This is a genomic window from Nocardia sp. NPDC004415 (genome assembly GCF_053602435.1).
This window is the reverse complement of the sequence record NZ_JBSGDP010000015.1, coordinates 73647-92105: the sequence shown is the minus strand read 5'-3', so window position 1 is coordinate 92105 and position 18459 is coordinate 73647. Positions and strand designations below refer to the sequence as shown.

Below are 18459 nucleotides of genomic sequence, written 5' to 3'. Positions count from 1 at the left end.
AGTGGGTTTCGGTGGTGCGGTACGACAATGTCGCCGGGGCACCGCGGCCGAAGAGCGCGCTGCGGGGTTGACTGCGGGAGCGGGGGATCGACTGGATGCCGTTCTCCTGGGACGAGATCGGGTTCGATCTGTTCCGGGTGCGGCACGCGGACGGGCGGATGGGGTGCGTGGCCGGGGTCCGGGTGCGGGCCGGTGCGCTGTGGGCGTTGGGGCTGCATCCTGATCAGCCGTCGTCGCGGGTGGTGGGGCCTTCGCCGCCCGGGTGGTGGCATGCGGCGGGGGAGCGGAGTCCGTGGGCCCGATGGTGATGGGGCGCCCCGGGTTTCGGCCGGGGCGCCCGGGATCACATGTCGAGGCCGAGGTCCAGGACGCGGACGGAGTGGGTGAGGGCGCCGATGGCGAGGTAGTCGACGCCGGTGCCCGCGTAGTCGGCGGCCTGGTCGAGGGACAGGCCACCGGAGGACTCGAGTTTCGTGCCGGGGGCGGTGGCGTCGCGGCGCTGGACGGCGGCCTGGGTCTGCCAGAGCGGGAAGTTGTCGAGCAGGACGAGTTCGACGTTCTCGGCGAGGACGGCGTCGAGCTGTTCGAGGCTGTCGACCTCCACCTCGCAGTCGATCTCGGGGGCCAGTTCGCGCACCGCGCGCAGGGCGTTCACCACCGACCCGGCCGCCACGACGTGGTTGTCCTTGATCAGGGCCGCGTCACCAAGGCCCATGCGGTGGTTCACGCCGCCACCCACGCGGACCGCGTACTTCTGCAGGGCGCGCAGGCCGGGCAGGGTCTTGCGGCTGTCGCGGATCCGGCAGCCGGTGCCCTCGACCGCGTCGACCCAGGCCGCGGTGGCGGTGGCGATGCCGGACAGGTGGCAGACCAGGTTGAGCATGGTCCGCTCGGCGGTGAGCAGGCCGCGGGTGGGCGCGACGACGCTCAGCACCGAGGTGCCGGGCTCCACCCGGGTGCCGTCGGCGACCCGGCCGGTGATCTCGTAGCTGTCCGCGCCGAGCACCTCGTCGAGCACCAGCAGCCCGACGTCGATCCCGGCGACGGTGCCGTGCTGGCGCGAGACCACCGACGCCTTGCTCACCGCGTCGGCGGGCACGGTCGCCACGGTGGTGACATCGGGCCCGTAGCGCAGGTCCTCGTCGAGGGCGCCGCGGATCAGCGTCAGCAGTTCGTCACGGTCCAGAGCGGCATCCAGTGCCATCACTGCACTCCTGTTCTCCGGCGCGCGGAGCGCCGGGTCGATCCGGTGGCGACGCCGTGCGCGCCACCGGTGGTCTCGCCCGGGCACCACGCGAACGCGGTACCCGGGACTTCGGGTTGATCAGCCGACGCGCGCACGGAGTGTCACCGTGCGGCCAGCGGTGCCGGGCCGGATCGCACCGGCAGTGCTTCGCCGACAGGCACCGACGCCTCGGCCCGCACCTCGAGTTCGCCGTCGGCGTTCAGCCGGATCGCGGTGCTGTGGCGTCGGCCGTCGACCGGCCCCTGGTATTCCGCGCGGGTGTGGCAGCCACGGCTTTCCGCTCGGTCGGCGGCCGCGATCAGCAGGGTGCGGGCGGTCAGGGTGAGGGCCGCGTCCTCGATCCAGCGCAGGACTCGCGCGGAGTCGAAACCTTCTGGTACGTCAGCGGTTTCGTTTGCCGTGCTTCGTGCTGAATCCGGGGCAGCGTCCACTGGGAACGGCGCAGGTCGCGCGTCGCCGGAATCCTCGGGGTGGTAACCGGTTCCGTGGTTCGGCGCCGAGGCTGGGATCGGTGATCCCGCCGCGGCGGCGTCGAGCGGTGACGCTGTCGAGCGGGCGGCGTCGATCGTGGCGAGTGCCGCAGTGAGGCCGGTGCCGTCGCGGACGACCGAGGCGTGCTCGGTCATGGCCCGCTGGACCACGCCTCGGTCGGCGAATTCCACTGTCCAGGAATCGATGTCGCCGAGATCGGTGCGCAGGCCGAGGCGTTCGGACGCGGCGGCACCGGCGCGTTCGCCGACGACCAGGCCCTCGAGCAGGCTGTTGGAGGCCAGCCGGTTGGCCCCGTGCAGGCCGGTCCGGGCGACCTCGCCCGCGGCGTAGAGACCGGGGACGCCGGTGCGGCCGTGGGTGTCGGTCAGGACGCCGCCGCACTGGTAGTGCGCGCCGGGGGCGACCGGGATCAGCTGGGTCGCGGGGTCGATGCCCGCCGCCAGGCAGGAGGCGGTGATGGTCGGGAACCGCTGGGCGAAACCCGTGAGATGGCGGGCGTCGAGGAAGACGTGATCGGTGCCGGTGGCCCGCATCCGTTCCGCGATCGCCCGCGACACCACATCGCGGGGTGCGAGATCGCCGCGCGGATGCACGCCCGCGGTCACCGAATCGCCGTGCGCGTCGAGGAGAATCGCCCCTTCGCCGCGCACGGCTTCGCTGATCAGCGGTCGCCTGCCCACCCCGCCCGGCGTGTAGAGCACCGTCGGATGGAACTGCACGAACTCGAGATCGGCCACCGCGGCACCCGCCCAGAGGGCCAGGGCCACACCGTCGCCGGTCGCGCCGGGTGGGTTGGTGCTCGAGGCGTAGAGCTGGCCGAGCCCACCGGTCGCCAGCAGCACCGCGGGGGAGCGGACCACACCGAAACCGTCGGGCGAGACCGCCACCACACCGCACACACCGTCGGGCCCGGTGAGCACGCGCAGCGCCGCGGCGCCGAAGAGCACCGGCAGCCCGGCCGCGTTGAGCGCGCGCTGCACCTCCGCGCCGGTGGCGTCACCGCCGGCGTGGATGATCCGGCGGGTGCTGTGGCCGCCCTCGCGGGTGCGCGAGATCTGGCCGTCGCGGCCCAGATCGAACACCGCGCCCAGGTCGGTCAGCGCGGCCACCGCCGCCTGACCACCCTCGACGATGGAACGCACCGCGTCGACCTCGCACAGCCCGGCACCGGCCTCGACCGTGTCGAGCACATGCGAGTCGACCGAATCGCCCCGCGGCGCGACCACCGCGATGCCGCCCTGGGCGTACTGGGTGGAGGTGTCGGTGGGCCCGCCCTTGCTGAGGATCAGCACGCGCAGGCCACGCAGTGACGCCGTGCGCGCGGCCGTGAGCCCCGCGACGCCACCGCCGACGACCACCAGGTCCACCTCGGCCTCCCAGGAGACCGGAACCGTCGCCGTCACGGCCGTTACCGCGTCGACCGCGCGGGAGCCGAGGGGGTCACTCCCCACCGCCGGGGTTGCCGATCTCGATCATCCGCTGCACCGAGGCCCGCCCGGCCTCGGCCATCGCCAGGTCGACGTGCACCTCGTCGGCGCCCTCGACCAGGCAGCGCAGCAGCGCGGCCGGGGTGATCATCTTCATGTACGGGCAGGAGGCGCGGTCGTTGACGGCCTGGAAGTCGATGCCGGGGGCGGCCTTGCGCAGCTGGTGCAGCATGCCGATCTCGGTGGCGACGAGCACCTGGGTGGACTTGGCCTGCTTGGCGGCGTCGATCATGCCGCCGGTGGACAGGATGTGCACCCGGTCGGCCGGGAACGAGCCCTCCCCGGCCAGGTACAGCGCCGAGGTGGCGCAGCCGCACTCGGGGTGCACGAACAGCTCGGCGTCGGGGTGGGTGCGCGCCTGCTCGGTGAGCTCCTCACCGTTGATGCCCGCGTGCACGTGGCACTCGCCCGCCCAGATGTGCATGTTCTCGCGCTTGGTCTCGCGCTTGACGTGCGCGCCGAGGAACTGGTCGGGCAGGAACAGCACCTCGCGGTCGGGGTCGATCGAGGCGACCACGTCCACGGCGTTGGAGGAGGTGCAGCAGATGTCGGTGAGCGCCTTCACCTCGGCGGTGGTGTTGACGTAGGAGACCACCATCGCGTCGGGGTACTCGGCCTTCCAGGCGCGCAGTTCGTCGGCGGTGATGGAGTCGGCCAGCGAGCAGCCCGCGCGCTCGTCGGGGATGAGCACGGTCTTGGCCGGGCTCAGGATCTTGGCGGTCTCGGCCATGAAGTGCACGCCGCAGAACACGATGGTGTCCTCTTCGGCCTCGGCCGCGATCCGCGAGAGGGCCAGCGAGTCGCCGACGTGGTCGGCCACGTCCTGGATCTCGGGCAGCTGGTAGTTGTGCGCGAGGATGGTGGCGTTGCGCTCGCGCGCCAGGCGGCGCACTTCGCGCGCCCATTCCGGGGTCGCCTCGACACCCGCGTATCCGGTGGGTCCGTCGAACACCGAGCCCATCAGCGGCTGTGCAGTCGTCGTCGCCATGATGGCTCCCTTCTTCGTGCGAGCGGCTCCGTCGCCACGATTCGCACCAAACCAGGTTTTCGACTTATAATCGAAAACGTGCCCCATAGTAACACCATCCACGAATCGCTCACCGCGGTGTTCCAGGTTCGCCGCTTCCCCGCCGACATTTCCGCAGGTAGCAGCGTTTCGGGTCGGTCGAAGCACCCGGAACTGGCCGTTCTGCTGTGGGAGCGGGCACTGGATCCGCAGAAGGGCACCTGGTCGCTACCGGGCGGTCGGTTACGCGACGACGAGGACCTCGACACCTCGGCGCGCCGTCAGCTGGCGGAGAAGGTCGACGTGCGCGAGCTGTCGCATCTCGAGCAGCTCTCGGTGTTCAGCAATCCGCACCGGGTGCCCGCGCCGCGCCGCATCGCCTCGGCCTATCTCGGCCTGGTCCCGCTGACCACCGAGCCGGAGCTGCCGCCGGACACCCGCTGGCATCCGGTCTCGGCGCTGCCGGACATGTCCTTCGATCACGGCACCGTCGTCGAGCACGCCCGCACCCGGCTGGCCGCCAAACTGTCGTACACGAACATCGCCTACGCCCTGGCCCCGGACATCTTCACGCTGTCGGTGCTGCGCGAGATCTATTGCGCCGCACTGGGGTACGACGTGGACACGACCAATCTCCAGCGGGTCCTCACCCGCCGCAGGGTGATCACCCCCACCGGCGACACCGCCCCCTCCGGCCGCGCGGGTGGGCGCCCCGCCGCGCGCTACCGCTTCACCGATTCCGGCCTGCGCGTCACCGACGAATTCGCCGCCCTGCGCCCACCGGGCTGAGTGGTTTCGCGCGGTCCGAACTTGTCGGTGCCCGGTGCGACACTGCTGTCATGGATGCCGAATCGAATGTGCCGGACAGTGCCTCGACCATCTCCTACGACGATCCCGACGCGCCCTGGAACCGTGAGTACTCCCCGGAGGAGATGGTGGGCTGGAACGACGGGGTGATCACCGAGTTCCGGGAGAACGGTGGCGCGGTCGGCGGCGACTACGCCGGCGCGACCCTGCTGCTGCTCACCACGACCGGCGCGAGAAGTGGGCGCTCCCATCTGGTTCCGCTCGGCGCGCTGTACCGCGACGACACGCTGTATGTGAGCTCGTTCGTCGAGGGGAAGTACCCGGCCTGGGTCCACAACGCGAAAGCGAACCCGCAGGTGACCGTGGAGCTGGGTGGTGAGACCTTCGCGGCCACCGCCGAGGTGCTCGAAGGCGCCCGCTACGACGAGTTCGCCGCGTGGGCGCTGGCGAACAACAGCCTGCTGGCCGAGTACCAGGCCACAGTGGACAAGCCGCTGCCGCTGGTGGTGTTGCGCCGCGACGCGTGACCGGTGATCAGCAGGCGCGCGTCATCGTCTGCTGGTGCACTCGTTCGCCCCGGTAGCGCAGGCCGGGGACATCGGCGGGCGTGCCGGTGGGGGTGAAGCCGAGGCGGGTGAAGAAGCGGACGGCCCGGGTGTTCTCGGTGAGGGTCTGCAGGTAGCAGCCGGGCGCTCCGGCGGCGCCGGCGTGGTCGAGGAAGCGGTGGACGAGAGCTTCGGCGGCGCCGGTGCCGCGGGCGGCCGGGGCGACATTGATGTGCAGGTGGGCGGGGTAGCCGGGGTCGGTGAAGTCGCCTGCCAGCTCGCGGCGGCGCAGGCGGGAGGCGAGGGTGTCGGCGACCGCGCGGGCGAAGAACAGGGCGGGGCCGCGGCGCAGCACCAGGCGGTAGCGGCGGATGGCCTCGGTCATCCGCTCCTCCTCGCTGGGGAAGTTCGCGGAATCGACACTGCCGACCAGGTAGCCGGTGAGCTTGCCGTCGGCGACCGCGACGAACACCGATTCCGGTTCCCGGTCGAGGTAGGGATCGAGATACACCGCGGCCTCGGATTCCGGATGCCCCCACAGGCTCTCGGTCGGTGACCCCGACCCGGCGAGCACGGCCAGCTCCCTGAGCTCGATGCGGTCCTGTTCGGTGAATCCACGGATCTCCACCCCGCCGACGTTACCCGGGCCGGGGCGCGCGGCTCAGGTGGTGAGTTCGCGTTGCAGCGGTGTGCGGAACCGGGGGATGGCGCGGACATCGCCGAACCAGGTTGCCGTGCGGGCGATCTCGGCGTCGATGAGGGCGCGGTGGTCGCGGCCGACGTCCTCGAGCAGGCGGGTGACGATCTCGCCGTCGGCGCGCTGGGCCCAGCCGCCGACGATGCGGCCGTCGGCCCAGATGGTGGGGCCGATATTGCCGTTGCGGTCGAACAGGGCCGGGGCGTGCGGGCCGAGGAACCAGTCGCGGGACTGCCAGCCCATCGGGGTCGGGTCCAGGGCGGGCAGCAGGGCCGCCCACGGTTGCGGCTCGGGGACCGGGGCGAGGTCGTCGGCGAGCAGGAGGCCGGTGGTGCCGTCGAGGTCCACCTCGGCGATCGGCAACTGGGCCAAGGCTTTACGAACCTCCCCGAGCGTCCAGCCGGTCCACCACTTCAGATCCGTCACCGGCGCGGGTCCGAAGGCGTAGAGCCACTGCCGTACCAACTCGGCCCTCGCCTCCTCCGTCGACAGCGCCGAACCCTGTTCGGGCAGCCAGGTTTCCACCGGCGCCCAGGTGTACTGGCTGCTCGTCCAGCTGCCGTTGGGGCGGCCGCGGACGATGCGGCCCTCGGCACCGAGCACCACCAGCACCCAGGTGGTGATGTTGGTGGGCTTGGAGTACGACTTGCCGGGCGCGGTATCGATCTGGGTGCGCAGGCGCGGCACGTCCTTGCTGAGCTGGGCGCCCGTCGCCGCGCCCCGGGCCAGCAGCGCCGCGTGCGTCTCGGCCTCGACCTCGGCCAGCCACGAGGCGACGTCACCGTCGACGACACCGGCCTGCTCGATCAACCGGCCGTAGGTGCGCCGCTGCTTGTGGGCCAGCGCGTCACAGGTCGAGGCCTGCAGCACCGGCACCAGTTCGGTGGGCGCCACGAACATGGTGCGCCGCATGGCGAGCAGCCGCACCAGCGCGCGCTCGTCGTAGAGGGCCCGTTCCATCGCCGCCGGGGTGAGATCGATCCCGCGCGCGCCGACCGAGAGGTACACCGTGGCCGGGTCGGTGGCGTGCAGCACCACCATCGAGCGCGCGATCTCGACGGGGTCGGCCGCACGGGCCGACAGGGCGAGACGGTGTCTGGTCGCCAGCCGGGCCCGGCGCTGCGCGATATCGATCGAGGGCATGCGCGGATCGTAGGCGGGGCCACCGACATCCCCGAAGATCGCCGCCGTGGAACCCACTGCGGCACAGCACGGAACGGGCGCGGCGACCGGGGGAGTTTCTGTCACTTTTGTGCAGAATCCAGGGTCGTCGTTTTCGCCGTGGGGCAGGGGCCGATGTTGTTATCGTCGCGCTCATGAGCGCAGCGCCACCGGTTGTCACGGCCGCTGAACTGGGCGTCGACGACGAGGAACGCCCTGCCCGCGAGCTCACCGGGTTTTCCGCGCGGCTGGTCGGGATCGTGGCGCTGGGGCTGGCAGGACTGGCGCTGTGGCAGGTTTTCCGGCCGCTGTCGCAGGGCAGCCAGTACTACCTGGTCGTGTTCCTCGCGGTCGCACTGCCGCTGGTGTTCCTGAGTTACCGGTCCGGGTGGGGCAGGCTCGACCGGGTCGACGGGCCCGCGGTGCTGGACTGGGTACTGGCGGTGGGCGCGCTGCTGGTGTGCCTGTATCCGGTGCTGCCGTTCGTGATCGGTGACGGCGGCGGTGGTTACGACGCGTTCCTGGACCGGCAGGGCATGCTGGCCGGGATCGACATGGTGCTCGGCACGATCCTGCTGGTGCTGGTCCTCGAGGCGTGCCGCCGCACCACCGGCCCGATCCTGCCCGCGGTGTGCCTGGTGTTCCTCGCCTACGGCTACTACGGCGGGCTGCTGCCGCAGAGCTGGACCATCGCGCACGCGGGCCTGGACGTGGACCAGATCGTCGACGCCCTCTACAACTCCGGCAGCGGCTTCTACGGCACCCCGCTCGACGTGGCGGCCAGCTACATCGTGCTGTTCACGATCTACGGCGCGGTGCTCGAATTCTCCGGCGCCGCAAGGTTCTTCGTCGATCTGTCGGTCTCGCTGTTCCGGCGCTCGCACAGCGCGGCCGGACGCACCGCGGTGGCCTCGGGCTTCCTGCTGGGCACCGTCTCCGGCTCGGGCACCGCGACCGCGGTGAGCACCGGCGCGGTGACCTGGCCGATCCTGCGCAAGGCGGGCTACCGGCCCGAACAGGCCGGTGGCATGCTGGCCGCCGCGGGCGTGGGGGCCATCCTCTCGCCGCCGACGCTCGGCGTCGCGGCCTTCATCGTCGCCGAATATCTCAACGTGTCGTATGTGACGGTGCTCGGCTGGGCGCTGATCCCGACCCTGCTCTACTACCTGGGCATCCTGCTCTCGGTCGAGATCGACGCCCGCCGCATCCACGCCGAGGGCCGCGCACCCGCCGACCTCGCCGACGCGGCGCCACCGGTGTCGGGGTGGATTCTGCTGGGCCGCTTCGGTTATCACTTCTCGTCACTGATCGTGATCGTGGTGTTGCTGCTGGTGGGGATGAGCGCCACCCGCGCCGTCGTCTACGCCACCCTGCTCGCGCTGCTGCTCGCCGTCCCGGACCGGCTCCTGCGGGCCCGGGCGGCGGAAGATCCTGCGGCACAGAAGATCGCACCGGGCCGGTTCGTGCTCGACGCGCTGCGCGCCCTCTCGCTGGGGATGCGCGCGGCGCTGCCGGTGGTCGCGGTGTGCGCGGCGGCGGGCGTGATCACCGCCATGACGACCAAGACCGGGCTCGGCGCGCAGGTGGCCGCGCTGCTGGTGCGGGCGGGATCGGTGCTCTCGGACAACCCCGCCGTCGTGCTGGCGACCACGGCGGTGCTGGCGGCGGTCGCGCTGTCGCTGCTGGGACTGGCGGTGCCGGTGACGGCCTCGTTTGTCATCGGCTGGGTGATCATCGGGCCCGCGCTGCTGGAGCTGGACGTGCCCGCGCCCGCCGCGGCGATGTTCGTCTTCTACTTCTCGGTGCTCTCGGAGGTCACCCCGCCCACCGCGCTGGCCGCTGTCGGCGCCGCCGCGGTGACCGGCGCCAAGGCCATGGCCACCATGTGGCACGCCCTGCGCTACGCGCTGCCCGCCTTCCTCGTGCCGTTGATGTTCGTGCTCACCGACTCCGGCCAGTACCTGCTGGGCCGGGGTGCGGTGCTCGACGTGCTGTGGGTCGGCGCGGCCGCCTGCCTGGGCGTGGCCGCGCTGGCGGTGGCGACCGGCGGCTGGCTGTTCGGGATCGGCGCGGTCGGCACCCCCGTCCGCGTGCTCGCCGCGCTGACCGGGCTGACGCTGCTCTACCCGGCGCCGCCCGCCACCACGATCGGGCTCGGACTTCTGCTGGTGACGGTGCTCGCCGGGGTGGTCGAGCGGGCACGCGGCCGGACCGTCACGGAGACACCGTGACTCGAGAGGGGACACCATGGTCAGAACTGTTGTAGCCGCGGTCGCGGTGACCGCCGCGGCGGCGCTGCTCACCGGTTGCGGCGGCAGGCAGGACACCCCGACCGCCGACTCCGGCGGCGCGGTCACCTGTGAAGTCCACCAGGACACCAGGATCGGCATCGCGACCGGCAATGCCACCGGCGTGTACTTCGCGCTGGGCAACGCCTTCGCCGAGCAGATCTCCGACGCGACCAGCGGCACGGTCAAGGCCACCGCCGCCGAGACCGGCGCGTCGGTGCAGAACATCCAGCAGGTGGTCGGCGGCACCTACCAGGTCGGATTCTCGCTGGCCGACTCCGCCGCCGACGCCGTCCAGGGCACCGGCGGCTTCACCGACGCGCAGCCGATTCGCGCGCTGGCCCGCCTCTACGACAACTACACCCAGGTCATCGTGCGCGCCGACGCGGGCATCGCCACGCTCGCCGACCTGCGCGGCAAACGCGTGTCCACCGGCTCGCCGAAATCGGGCACCGAGGTGATCGCCCAGCGCGTGCTCCAGGCCGCGGGACTGAACCCGGACAGCGATGTGTCCGCGCAGCGCCTGGATCTCACCAAGACCGTCGACGGTATGAAGGACGGCTCGATCGACGCCATGTTCTGGTCCGGCGGGCTGCCCACACCGGGCATCACCGACCTGTTCACCACCGCGAAGGACAAGGTCCGCTTCCTCGACATCACCGGTGCGCTGCCGAAGCTGAAGGAGATCAACCCGGTCTACGAGGCAGGCGCCATCCCCGCCGCGACCTACGGGCTGGCCGCCGACGTGCCCACCGTCGTGGTGCCCAACCTGCTCGTCGTCCGCGAGGACCTCGACGCGAACCTGGCCTGCGTACTCACCCGCACCCTGCTGGACCGCAAACCCCAACTGGAACAGGCCAACCCGGCCGCCGCGGGCATCGACCGTGCCACCGCGAGCAAGACCGCACCGGTGCCGCTGCACCGCGGGTCGGAGGTCGCGCTGGGCTGACCGGGCTGTCCGTCGGCTGCTCGCGTGGGACGTGCCGGGGCGGTGTGTCGCGGGCCGACGGCTTCCCACGCGAATGCCGGTGCGTGCGGTATCGGGTGCGCGCTGGACGCCCGGTGCGTGGTGGCGGACAATCGCGGGATGAAGCGGGTCGGCGGTGTCGTCGCGGTGTGCGCCCTGGTGTTCGGCACGGTGGTCGCGTTCGGGCCCGTGCTGCGCGCGGAGCCGCTGTGCGCGGCCGGGGTGGCGGTGGAGCCCGTCGCGCTGACCGTCGACGGGGAGCGGGCCACCGGGCGCGTCTACGAGCCGTATCGGTGCGTGCCGGGTGATGCCCCCGCCACCCAGCTGGTGGTGGCCGTGCACGGGCACGGTGGGTCCTCGGCCGACTTCGCGCCGTATATGACCGCGCTGGCGCGGGCGGGCGGGTCACCGATCCTGCTGATGGATCTGCGCAGCGCGGACGGGCCGTGGCGCACGGGGGAGTGGAACCTGTGGGCGGGCTGGCGTGACGTGGTCGCCGCGACGCATTGGTATCGCGACGAGCACCGGGCGATCACCTCCACCGTGCTGTGGGGCTGGAGTCAGGGCGGGATCACCAGCGGGCTCGCGGTCGCGCACGGTCCGGCCGGGCTGTTCGACTACTGGGTCGACAACTACGGTCCCGCCGACGACTTCACCATGTGGGCCGCCGCGGGCACCGTGAACGCCGACCTGCCCGCCCAGATCGAACGCGACGCGGGCGGTTGCACGCCGCTGGTGTGCCCGCTCGCCTACGTCGACCGGTCGCCCGCGCTGCTCGCCGGGCGGATGAGTATGCGCCGCGCCTTCCTCGTCCACGGCACCGCCGACACCGTGGTGCCCTTCGCGACCAGCGTGGAACTGCGGGCCGCGCTCACCGCGGCGAGCAAACCGTTCTCCTTCTACACCGTCGTCAGCGGGCGCGACCTCGACGGCGCGATCGTGCCGGGCAACCACGATGTCGGACCCGCGCTGTACGAAGGCGGCTGTGTGGTGCTGCGGCTGCTCGCGGGCACCGAACCGCTGGACCCGCCGATCAGCGACTATGTCGTCGACGTGGCGGCGGGCGTGGTCACCGCGCCGCCCGCCCCACCCGCCGCGAAATGCGCCGCCTGAGGCAGGGGACGGAACACCGGCGCGGTCCCGGGTGTTGTCGCGGAGGCAGGGCAGACACCGGCGGAAACGAGGACACGATGAGCGAACCGGCGCGGCGCGCGGACCACTGGCAGCACCCGGATCTGGATCTGGACGCCTACCTGGCCCGCATCGGCTACGACGGACCGCGCACCCCGACGGCGCGGACCCTGCACGCCCTGGTCGAGGCACACACCACGACCATCCCGTTCGAGAACCTCGAGATCATCCTCGGCCGTGGCGTCCCGCTCGATCTGGCGGCGTTGCAGGACAAACTCGTCCGGCGCAGGCGTGGCGGCTACTGCTACGAGAACGTCACCCTGTTCGCGGCCGTGCTGGCCCGGCTCGGCTTCGGCGTCACCGGGATCAGCGGCCGGGTCACCATGGGCACCCTCGACAGCGGGGTGATCCGCCCCGCCACCCACGCGCTGCTGCGGGTGACCACCGACTCCGACGACCGGGTCTGGCTCTGCGACGTGGGCTTCGGTTTCGGCCCGCTCGCCCCGTACGAACTCACCGAGACGCCCGGCGAGTTCCGGATCGGACAGTGGCGGCTGCGGCTGGAGCGCCGCGTCGACGAACTGGGCGGCGACCTGTGGGTGTTGCACCATTTCGCCCGCGACGGCTGGCAGGACCGCTACAGCTTCGGCACGCTCCCGCAGTACCCCGCCGACTACGCGGTGGGCAACCATTTCGTGTCCACCTCCGCGCATTCGCCGTTCACCCGCAGGCCCTTCGTCCAGCGGTTCCGGCCCGAGGCCCACCACGTGCTCGACGACCTGACCCTGACCACCGAGTACCCCGACGGCACCGCCCAGGCCCGTGAACTCGAACCGGGCGAACTGCCGAAAGTGCTGGCAGAGGTGTTCGACATCGACCTGGACGAGGCCGACGCGGCTACGCTGGTCGGCACACCCTGGCGAGTGAACTAGGCACCGGCGCGGGGAGCTCGCGCACGGCCCGGCGGTTTGCTTCCGCGGTGTCGCTACGGCAAATTGATGGTTACTTGCCGGGAAACAACCCCGATGCTGGCTGTGGGGTTCGAGACAGTGGGGTCGTCCGTGCCGAAGCTTCCATCCGTGGTGCCGATTCAGCGGGAATCGGTGACCCGTCCCGGGACGGCCGACGCCGTCACCGTTCGGCGCGGGGATCTGGACGGGCTGCGCGGCGTCGCGATCGCGCTGGTGGTGGCCTTCCACGTGTGGATGGGCCGGGTCTCCGGCGGGGTCGACGTGTTCCTGGTGCTCTCGGGCTTCTTCTTCACCGGCGCGGTGGTGCGCGGGGTCGAGCGGCGCGGCGTCCTCGCCCCGATGGCCACGGCCCGGCGTACCGTGCGGCGGCTGATGCCCTCGCTTGTGCTGGTGCTGGCCGCGATCGTGCTGGCCACCATCGCGCTGCGGCCCTACACCCAGTTCGGCGAGACCGCCGCGCAGACACTGGCCTCGATGTTCTACGGCCAGAACTGGTATCTGGCGGGCGCCGAACTGGACTACCTGGCCCCTGATCCGTCGGTGAGCCCGTTGCAGCACCTGTGGTCGATGTCGGTGCAGGGGCAGTTCTATGTCGCGATCGTCGCGGTGCTGGCGGGCTGGGCGTGGCTGCGCAGGCGCGGCGCGGTCGGCAGGCCCGCCCTGCTGCTCGCGCTCACCGGCCTCGGGCTGCTCTCGTTCTGGTACGCCGCGCACGGCTCGGCCACCCATCAGGCCTGGACCTACTACGACAGCCTCGCGCGCGCCTGGGAACTACTGGCCGGTGCGGTACTGGCCGTGGCCGCGCCCTACCTGCGGATCCCGGTGCGATTACGCGGTGTGGTCGCCCTGATCGGGCTGGTCATGGTGCTGTCGTGCGGGCCGCTGTTCGACGGCGCCAACCAGTTCCCCGGGACGGCCGCGCTGTGGCCGGTGGCCGCGGCCTGCCTGGTGATCGCCTCCGGTTTCGGCCCCGCCGGACCGCGCGCGTGGCCCAACCGCCTGCTCGGTGGTCGCGTCTGCACCGAACTCGGCGCGCTGGCCTACCCGCTGTACCTGTGGCACTGGCCGATCCTGATCTTCTATCTGGCCGAGACCGGCCGCTCGCACGCCGGACTGGTCGACGGACTGCTCGTCATCGGGGTCTCGCTCGTCCTGGCCTACGTCACCGCGCGGCTGGTCGAGAACCCCTTGCGGATGCCGTCCGCGGGCCAGGTGAGCACCGCGAACAACCGGGTCGCAGGCGGTCTGGTCGGGGTCCTCACGGTCGGGGTGCTGGCCGCCACGCTCGGCTGGCAGGTCGTGCTCAGCGCCAATCCGGCGGTGCCGCCGCAGGCCCTGGACCCCCACCGCTATCCCGGCGCGTCGGCCCTGCTGTCCGGGGCCGAGTACTCGCCCGAACCCATGCGGCCCACCGTCTTCGAGGGCCCGGTCGACACCCCCTCGCCCACGACCGACGGCTGTATCACCCCCGATCGTGAGGTCCGCGTCTGCACCTACGGCGATCCCACCGCCACCCGCTCGATCGCGCTGGTCGGCGGCTCGCACTCCGAGCACTGGCTGCCCGCGCTGGAACTGCTCGGCGCCGAGCACGGGTTCCGGGTGATCTCCTATCTCAAGGAAGGCTGCCCGATCGTGCTGTCGGATCAGCCGTCCTACGCCGAGTACCCGTTCCCCGAATGCCACGCCTGGACCGTCGAGGTGCTCGACCGGCTGGCCGCCGATCCGCCCGGCTGGGTGCTGACCCTCTCGACCCGCTACCGCCAGTCCGGCGTGGGCGACGAGGTGCCGGTGGAGTACCTGGAGGCGTGGTCGGCGCTGCAGGACCGCGGGCTCAATGTGCTGGCGCTGCGCGATACGCCCCGCCTGCAGCGCGACGGGGTCTTCTACCGGGCCACCGACTGCCTGGCGCACCGCGGTGACGCCGACAGCTGCGGCATGGATCGCACCGACGCCCTCGACGCCGTCGACCCGGCCGCCGAACCCGCCGCCGGCTACCCGAACGTGCACCTGCTCGACCTGACCGACGCCGTCTGCCGCCCGCAGCGCTGCCGGGTGGTCGAGGGCAATGTGCTCATCTACCGCGACGAACACCACCTGACCGCCAGCTACGCCCGCTCGCTGGCCCCCGAGCTGGGCAGGCAGATCGGTCTCGTCACCGGCTGGTGGTAGCGCCGGATCCCCGCGCGGGCCCGCGACGGCGGCTACCCTCGGTCGCGTGCGACTTCCCCGCAAGACCCCGGTCCTGCTCTTCGCGCTCGCCCTGCTGCCGGTGGCCTGTTCGACCGGACCCGATCAACCCGAGACCGTCGCCACGGCCTTCGCCGCCGCGCTGACCAGCGGTGACGCGGCCGCCGCGGCGGCGCTCACCGACTCTCCCGCGCAGGCCGCGCCGGTGCTCACCGCGCTGTTCGAGAACCTCGGCCGCACCGACACCGTCCGGGTGTCGGGCACCGACGACAGCACCTTCACCCTCGAATCCACCTGGAAGTTCGGTCCCGAGGGCCGCAACGAGTGGACCTACACCACCACCGGCACCGCCACCGACAGCGACGGCTGGAAGATCGCCTGGCGCCCGGAGACGGTCGCGCCCGGCCTGGATCTGGGCCCCCTCGTCTACAGCCCGGTCCCACCGACACCGGCCCGGGTGCTCGACGCCTCCGGCGGTGACCTGATGACCGAGCAGGAGGTGACCCTGGTCCGGGCGGCGCCCGACGCCGACCTGCCCGCCCTGGCCGCGCTGCTCGACCGGCACGGTGTCACCGAGGCGGGCATACGCACCGAACTGGCCGCCGCCGAGGGCAACCCCGTCACCGTGGTCGCGCTGCGCGAGGCCGACATCGCGCCCGTGCGGGAGCCGCTGGGCGCCGTCCGCGGGGTGACGCTCGCGCCGCAGCCCCGCCTGCTCACCGTCGACCCGGCCCTGAGCGGCCCCACCCTGGCCGGGCTGAGCGAACTCTGGCAGGAGCAGACCGACGCCGCCACCGGCTGGGCGGTGCGCGCGCGGACCCCCGAGGGCACCCAGCGCATCGCCGGACCCGACGCGAAACCCGTCACCGACCTCGCGACCACTCTCGACATCGACCTGCAGAACGCCGCCGAGGCGGCCCTCACCCCGATCACCACCCCCGCCGCCATCGTGGCACTGCGCCCGTCGACGGGGGAGGTGCTCGCCGTCGCGCAGAACGATCCCGCCGACGACCAGGGCCCGATCGCGCTCACCGGGCTCTATCCGCCCGGCTCGACCTTCAAGACCGTCACCGTCTCGGCCGCGTTGCAGGCCGGGAACGTGAACGTCGACACCGTGCTGCCCTGCCCGGGCCGCGCGACCATCGAGGGCCGCACGATTCCCAACGACGACGGCTTCGACCTCGGCGCGGTCCCGCTGCACACCGCCTTCGCCCGCTCGTGCAACACCACCATGGCCGAACTCGGCGTGCGCCTGCCCGCCGACGGGCTCACCGCGGCGGCCGCACAGCTCGGTCTCGGCGTGGACTATGTGACACCCGGGTTGACGACCGTCACCGGGAAAGTGCCCGCCGCGCAGAACCCGGCCCAGCAGGTCGAGGCGAGCATCGGGCAGGGCGCCGTCACCGCCTCGCCCTTCGGGATGGCACTGGTGGCCGCCTCGCTCGCCCACGGCTCGGCGCCCACTCCGGCGATCGTGCGCGGCCGCCCCGGCGCCCCGGATCGGCAGGCCGCGCCGGTGCCCGCGACGGTGACGTCGCAGATAGAGACCATGATGGCCGAGACGGTGAGCGCCGGAACGGCCACCGCGCTGCGCGACATCCCCGGTCTGCTCGGCAAGACCGGCACCGCCGAATACCTCGACGACGAGCACGCGCACGGCTGGTTCGTCGGCATCGACGGCGATGTGGCCTTCGCGGTCTTCGTCGCCGACGCTGGCAGCTCCGGACCGGCGGTCGAGGCAGCGGGCAGGATGCTGCGTGTGAAACGATGATCTATGTCACGCGTCGCGGACGGGCAATCACCCCGCTGCCGCACGCGGTCATCCCACGGCCAGCTACACTCGTCGACGGACCATATCCATGGTCAATACGCGGGATGTCACAATTTCGAGAAGGTTCGGAGTAGGCGCCATCGATACCGGTCAGAAGATCGCGGAGCATTACCGCCTGGTCGAGCGTATTGGTAGCGGCGGCACAGGCGTTGTATGGCGTGCTGTCGACGAACGCCTCCAACGCTCCGTGGCTGTGAAGCAGATCCACATCAAACCCAGTTTGCCCGAGGGCGAACGGGATGTCTTGCGCCAGCGCGCGATTCGGGAGGCCCGCAACGCGGCGCGCTTCCAGCATCCCAATGCCATCGTGGTGTTCGACATCACCGAGCACAACGGTGATCCGTGCCTGGTGATGGAGTACCTCAAGTCGGTCAGCCTGGCGGCCGAGCTGGGCCAGAAGGGCCCGCTGCCGCTGGCCGAGGTGGCCCGCATCGGCGAGCAGGTGGCCTCGGCGCTCATCGCCGCCCACCAGGCGAGCCTGGTGCACCGCGACGTCAAACCGGGCAACATCCTGCTCGGCGAGCACGGTGAGGTGAAGATCACCGACTTCGGCATCTCCCGCGCCACCGGTGACGTCACCCTCACCGAGACCGGCCTGATCTGCGGCACCGCCGCCTACCTGGCTCCCGAGGTCGCCCGCGGCTCCGACCCGACGCCCGCCGCCGACGTGTTCGCATTGGGCGCCACGCTGTTCCACGCGCTGGAAGGCGAACCGCCCTACGGCGCCAACGCCAATCCGCTCGCCGTGCTCTACGCCGCGGCCAACGGCCAGGTGCGTGAGCCGCGCAACGCGGGCCCGGCCACCGACTTCCTGCTCGACCTGCTGAACCCGGACCCGCTGGACCGGCCGACCATGGCCGAGTCGCGTGCCGCGCTGGCCGCCTTCGCCGACGCGGACGCCGACGCCGTGCCCGCGGGCTTCGTCCCGGCCAGCGAGGCCTACAACCGCCGCAACTCCGCCGCGGCCACCCAGGTGATCCGCCAGTCCGGCCGCCGCGCCTCGCACGCGGGCGCCTCCACGGCGACCACCCGCCAGATCCGCTCGAACCCGCGGCCGCAGCCGCGCCTGGACACCGCCGCGCATCCGCCGACGCAGGCCCAGCCCGCGCCGCAGCCGCGCAAGCAGGCGGGCAAGGGCCGTGCGGTGCTGATCGGCTCCGGTGTGGGCGCGGTGATCGCGGCGATCGCCGTCGCGGTCAGCGCCATGAGCGGCTCGGACACCGATTCCCCTCAGGTGCAGGCGAATCCGTCGACCTCGGTGCAGTCGCCGGGCCCGGCCGCGAGCAACACCCCCGTGGCGGCGGCGCTCGGGCAGACCACCAATGTCGGCACCGTCGACATCGGTTCGGCCGGTCAGCTGGTGGAGGACTTCTACAGCAACCCGGCCGGTTCCTGGTCGCTGCTCACCCCCGCCGCGCAGAAGCTCTACGGCAGCGAGACCGCGTTCCGTGAGTACTGGAACGGGCGCATCATCAACACCTTCACCAGCATCACGGCGGTCAGCGGCAACAACGCCGACGGCTCCACCGACATGCAGCTGGCCAGCATCACCATCGACGGGCAGACCAGGTCCAACATGGTCATGCGCGTGGTGAACTCCGGCGGCCGCCTGCAGATCGACGGCAACACCCGCTGACACCGCC

Annotated in this window: 14 protein-coding genes; 9 read left to right on the top strand and 5 right to left on the bottom strand. The window is 71.9% G+C overall.

Annotated features, from left to right (window positions below; genetic code table 11):
• Nucleotides 1-343 precede the first annotated feature (343 nt).
• From nadC to nadA, 3 genes are all read right to left on the bottom strand, one after another.
• Nucleotides 344-1204 (bottom strand): carboxylating nicotinate-nucleotide diphosphorylase, encoded by an 861-nt coding sequence (gene nadC, locus ACWEMY_RS10305; RefSeq protein WP_375938016.1) that lies wholly within the window; start codon nt 1202-1204, stop codon nt 344-346.
• A gap of 143 nt (nt 1205-1347) precedes the next feature.
• Nucleotides 1348-3141: an L-aspartate oxidase gene (locus tag ACWEMY_RS10300; protein WP_452389728.1), complete on the bottom strand. Its 1794-nt coding sequence runs from the start codon at nt 3139-3141 to the stop codon at nt 1348-1350.
• A 37-nt stretch (nt 3142-3178) separates the two neighbouring features.
• The gene (gene nadA / locus ACWEMY_RS10295; protein ID WP_375938022.1) at nt 3179-4213 is read right to left on the bottom strand and encodes a quinolinate synthase NadA; all 1035 of its coding nucleotides are present in this window, start codon (nt 4211-4213) and stop codon (nt 3179-3181) included.
• 78 nt (nt 4214-4291) lie between these two features.
• On the opposite strand from nadA, the gene ACWEMY_RS10290 reads away from it, so the two are divergent.
• Complete coding sequence (locus ACWEMY_RS10290; RefSeq protein ID WP_452389727.1) at nt 4292-5020, top strand: NUDIX hydrolase; 729 nt, start codon at nt 4292-4294, stop codon at nt 5018-5020.
• Nucleotides 5021-5070: 50 nt separating this feature from the next.
• On the top strand, nt 5071-5565 hold the full coding sequence (locus ACWEMY_RS10285) for a nitroreductase/quinone reductase family protein (RefSeq protein WP_452389726.1): 495 nt from the start codon (nt 5071-5073) through the stop codon (nt 5563-5565).
• 7 nt (nt 5566-5572) lie between these two features.
• Here the strand turns inward: ACWEMY_RS10285 and ACWEMY_RS10280 are convergent, their stop codons facing one another.
• Together ACWEMY_RS10280 and ACWEMY_RS10275 are read right to left on the bottom strand one after the other, a co-directional pair.
• Nucleotides 5573-6211: a GNAT family N-acetyltransferase gene (locus ACWEMY_RS10280; protein WP_452389725.1), complete on the bottom strand. Its 639-nt coding sequence runs from the start codon at nt 6209-6211 to the stop codon at nt 5573-5575.
• 33 nt (nt 6212-6244) lie between these two features.
• Entirely contained in the window at nt 6245-7423 is a 1179-nt protein-coding gene (locus ACWEMY_RS10275) for a winged helix DNA-binding domain-containing protein (protein WP_452389724.1), read from the bottom strand.
• Between the two features lie 173 nt (nt 7424-7596).
• Here ACWEMY_RS10275 and ACWEMY_RS10270 point away from each other — a divergent pair, with 173 nt between their 5' ends.
• From ACWEMY_RS10270 to ACWEMY_RS10240, 7 genes are all read left to right on the top strand, one after another.
• Complete coding sequence (locus tag ACWEMY_RS10270; protein ID WP_452389723.1) at nt 7597-9672, top strand: TRAP transporter permease; 2076 nt, start codon at nt 7597-7599, stop codon at nt 9670-9672.
• 16 nt (nt 9673-9688) lie between these two features.
• A complete protein-coding gene (locus ACWEMY_RS10265) occupies nt 9689-10678 on the top strand; it encodes a TAXI family TRAP transporter solute-binding subunit (RefSeq protein WP_452389722.1) in 990 nt (329 codons plus the stop codon).
• A 138-nt stretch (nt 10679-10816) separates the two neighbouring features.
• Nucleotides 10817-11809, top strand: a complete 993-nt coding sequence (locus tag ACWEMY_RS10260; RefSeq protein WP_452389721.1) for an alpha/beta hydrolase family protein — start codon at nt 10817-10819, stop codon at nt 11807-11809.
• A gap of 77 nt (nt 11810-11886) precedes the next feature.
• Entirely contained in the window at nt 11887-12759 is an 873-nt protein-coding gene (locus ACWEMY_RS10255) for an arylamine N-acetyltransferase family protein (RefSeq protein WP_375938044.1), read from the top strand.
• A 147-nt stretch (nt 12760-12906) separates the two neighbouring features.
• Nucleotides 12907-14967: an acyltransferase family protein gene (locus ACWEMY_RS10250; RefSeq protein ID WP_452389720.1), complete on the top strand. Its 2061-nt coding sequence runs from the start codon at nt 12907-12909 to the stop codon at nt 14965-14967.
• A 46-nt stretch (nt 14968-15013) separates the two neighbouring features.
• A complete protein-coding gene (locus tag ACWEMY_RS10245) occupies nt 15014-16756 on the top strand; it encodes a penicillin-binding transpeptidase domain-containing protein (protein WP_452389719.1) in 1743 nt (580 codons plus the stop codon).
• Nucleotides 16757-16844: 88 nt separating this feature from the next.
• Nucleotides 16845-18452 carry a serine/threonine-protein kinase gene (locus ACWEMY_RS10240; RefSeq protein ID WP_375938053.1) on the top strand — a complete coding sequence of 536 codons (1608 nt, stop codon included), beginning with the start codon at nt 16845-16847 and terminating at the stop codon, nt 18450-18452.
• Nucleotides 18453-18459 lie beyond the last annotated feature (7 nt).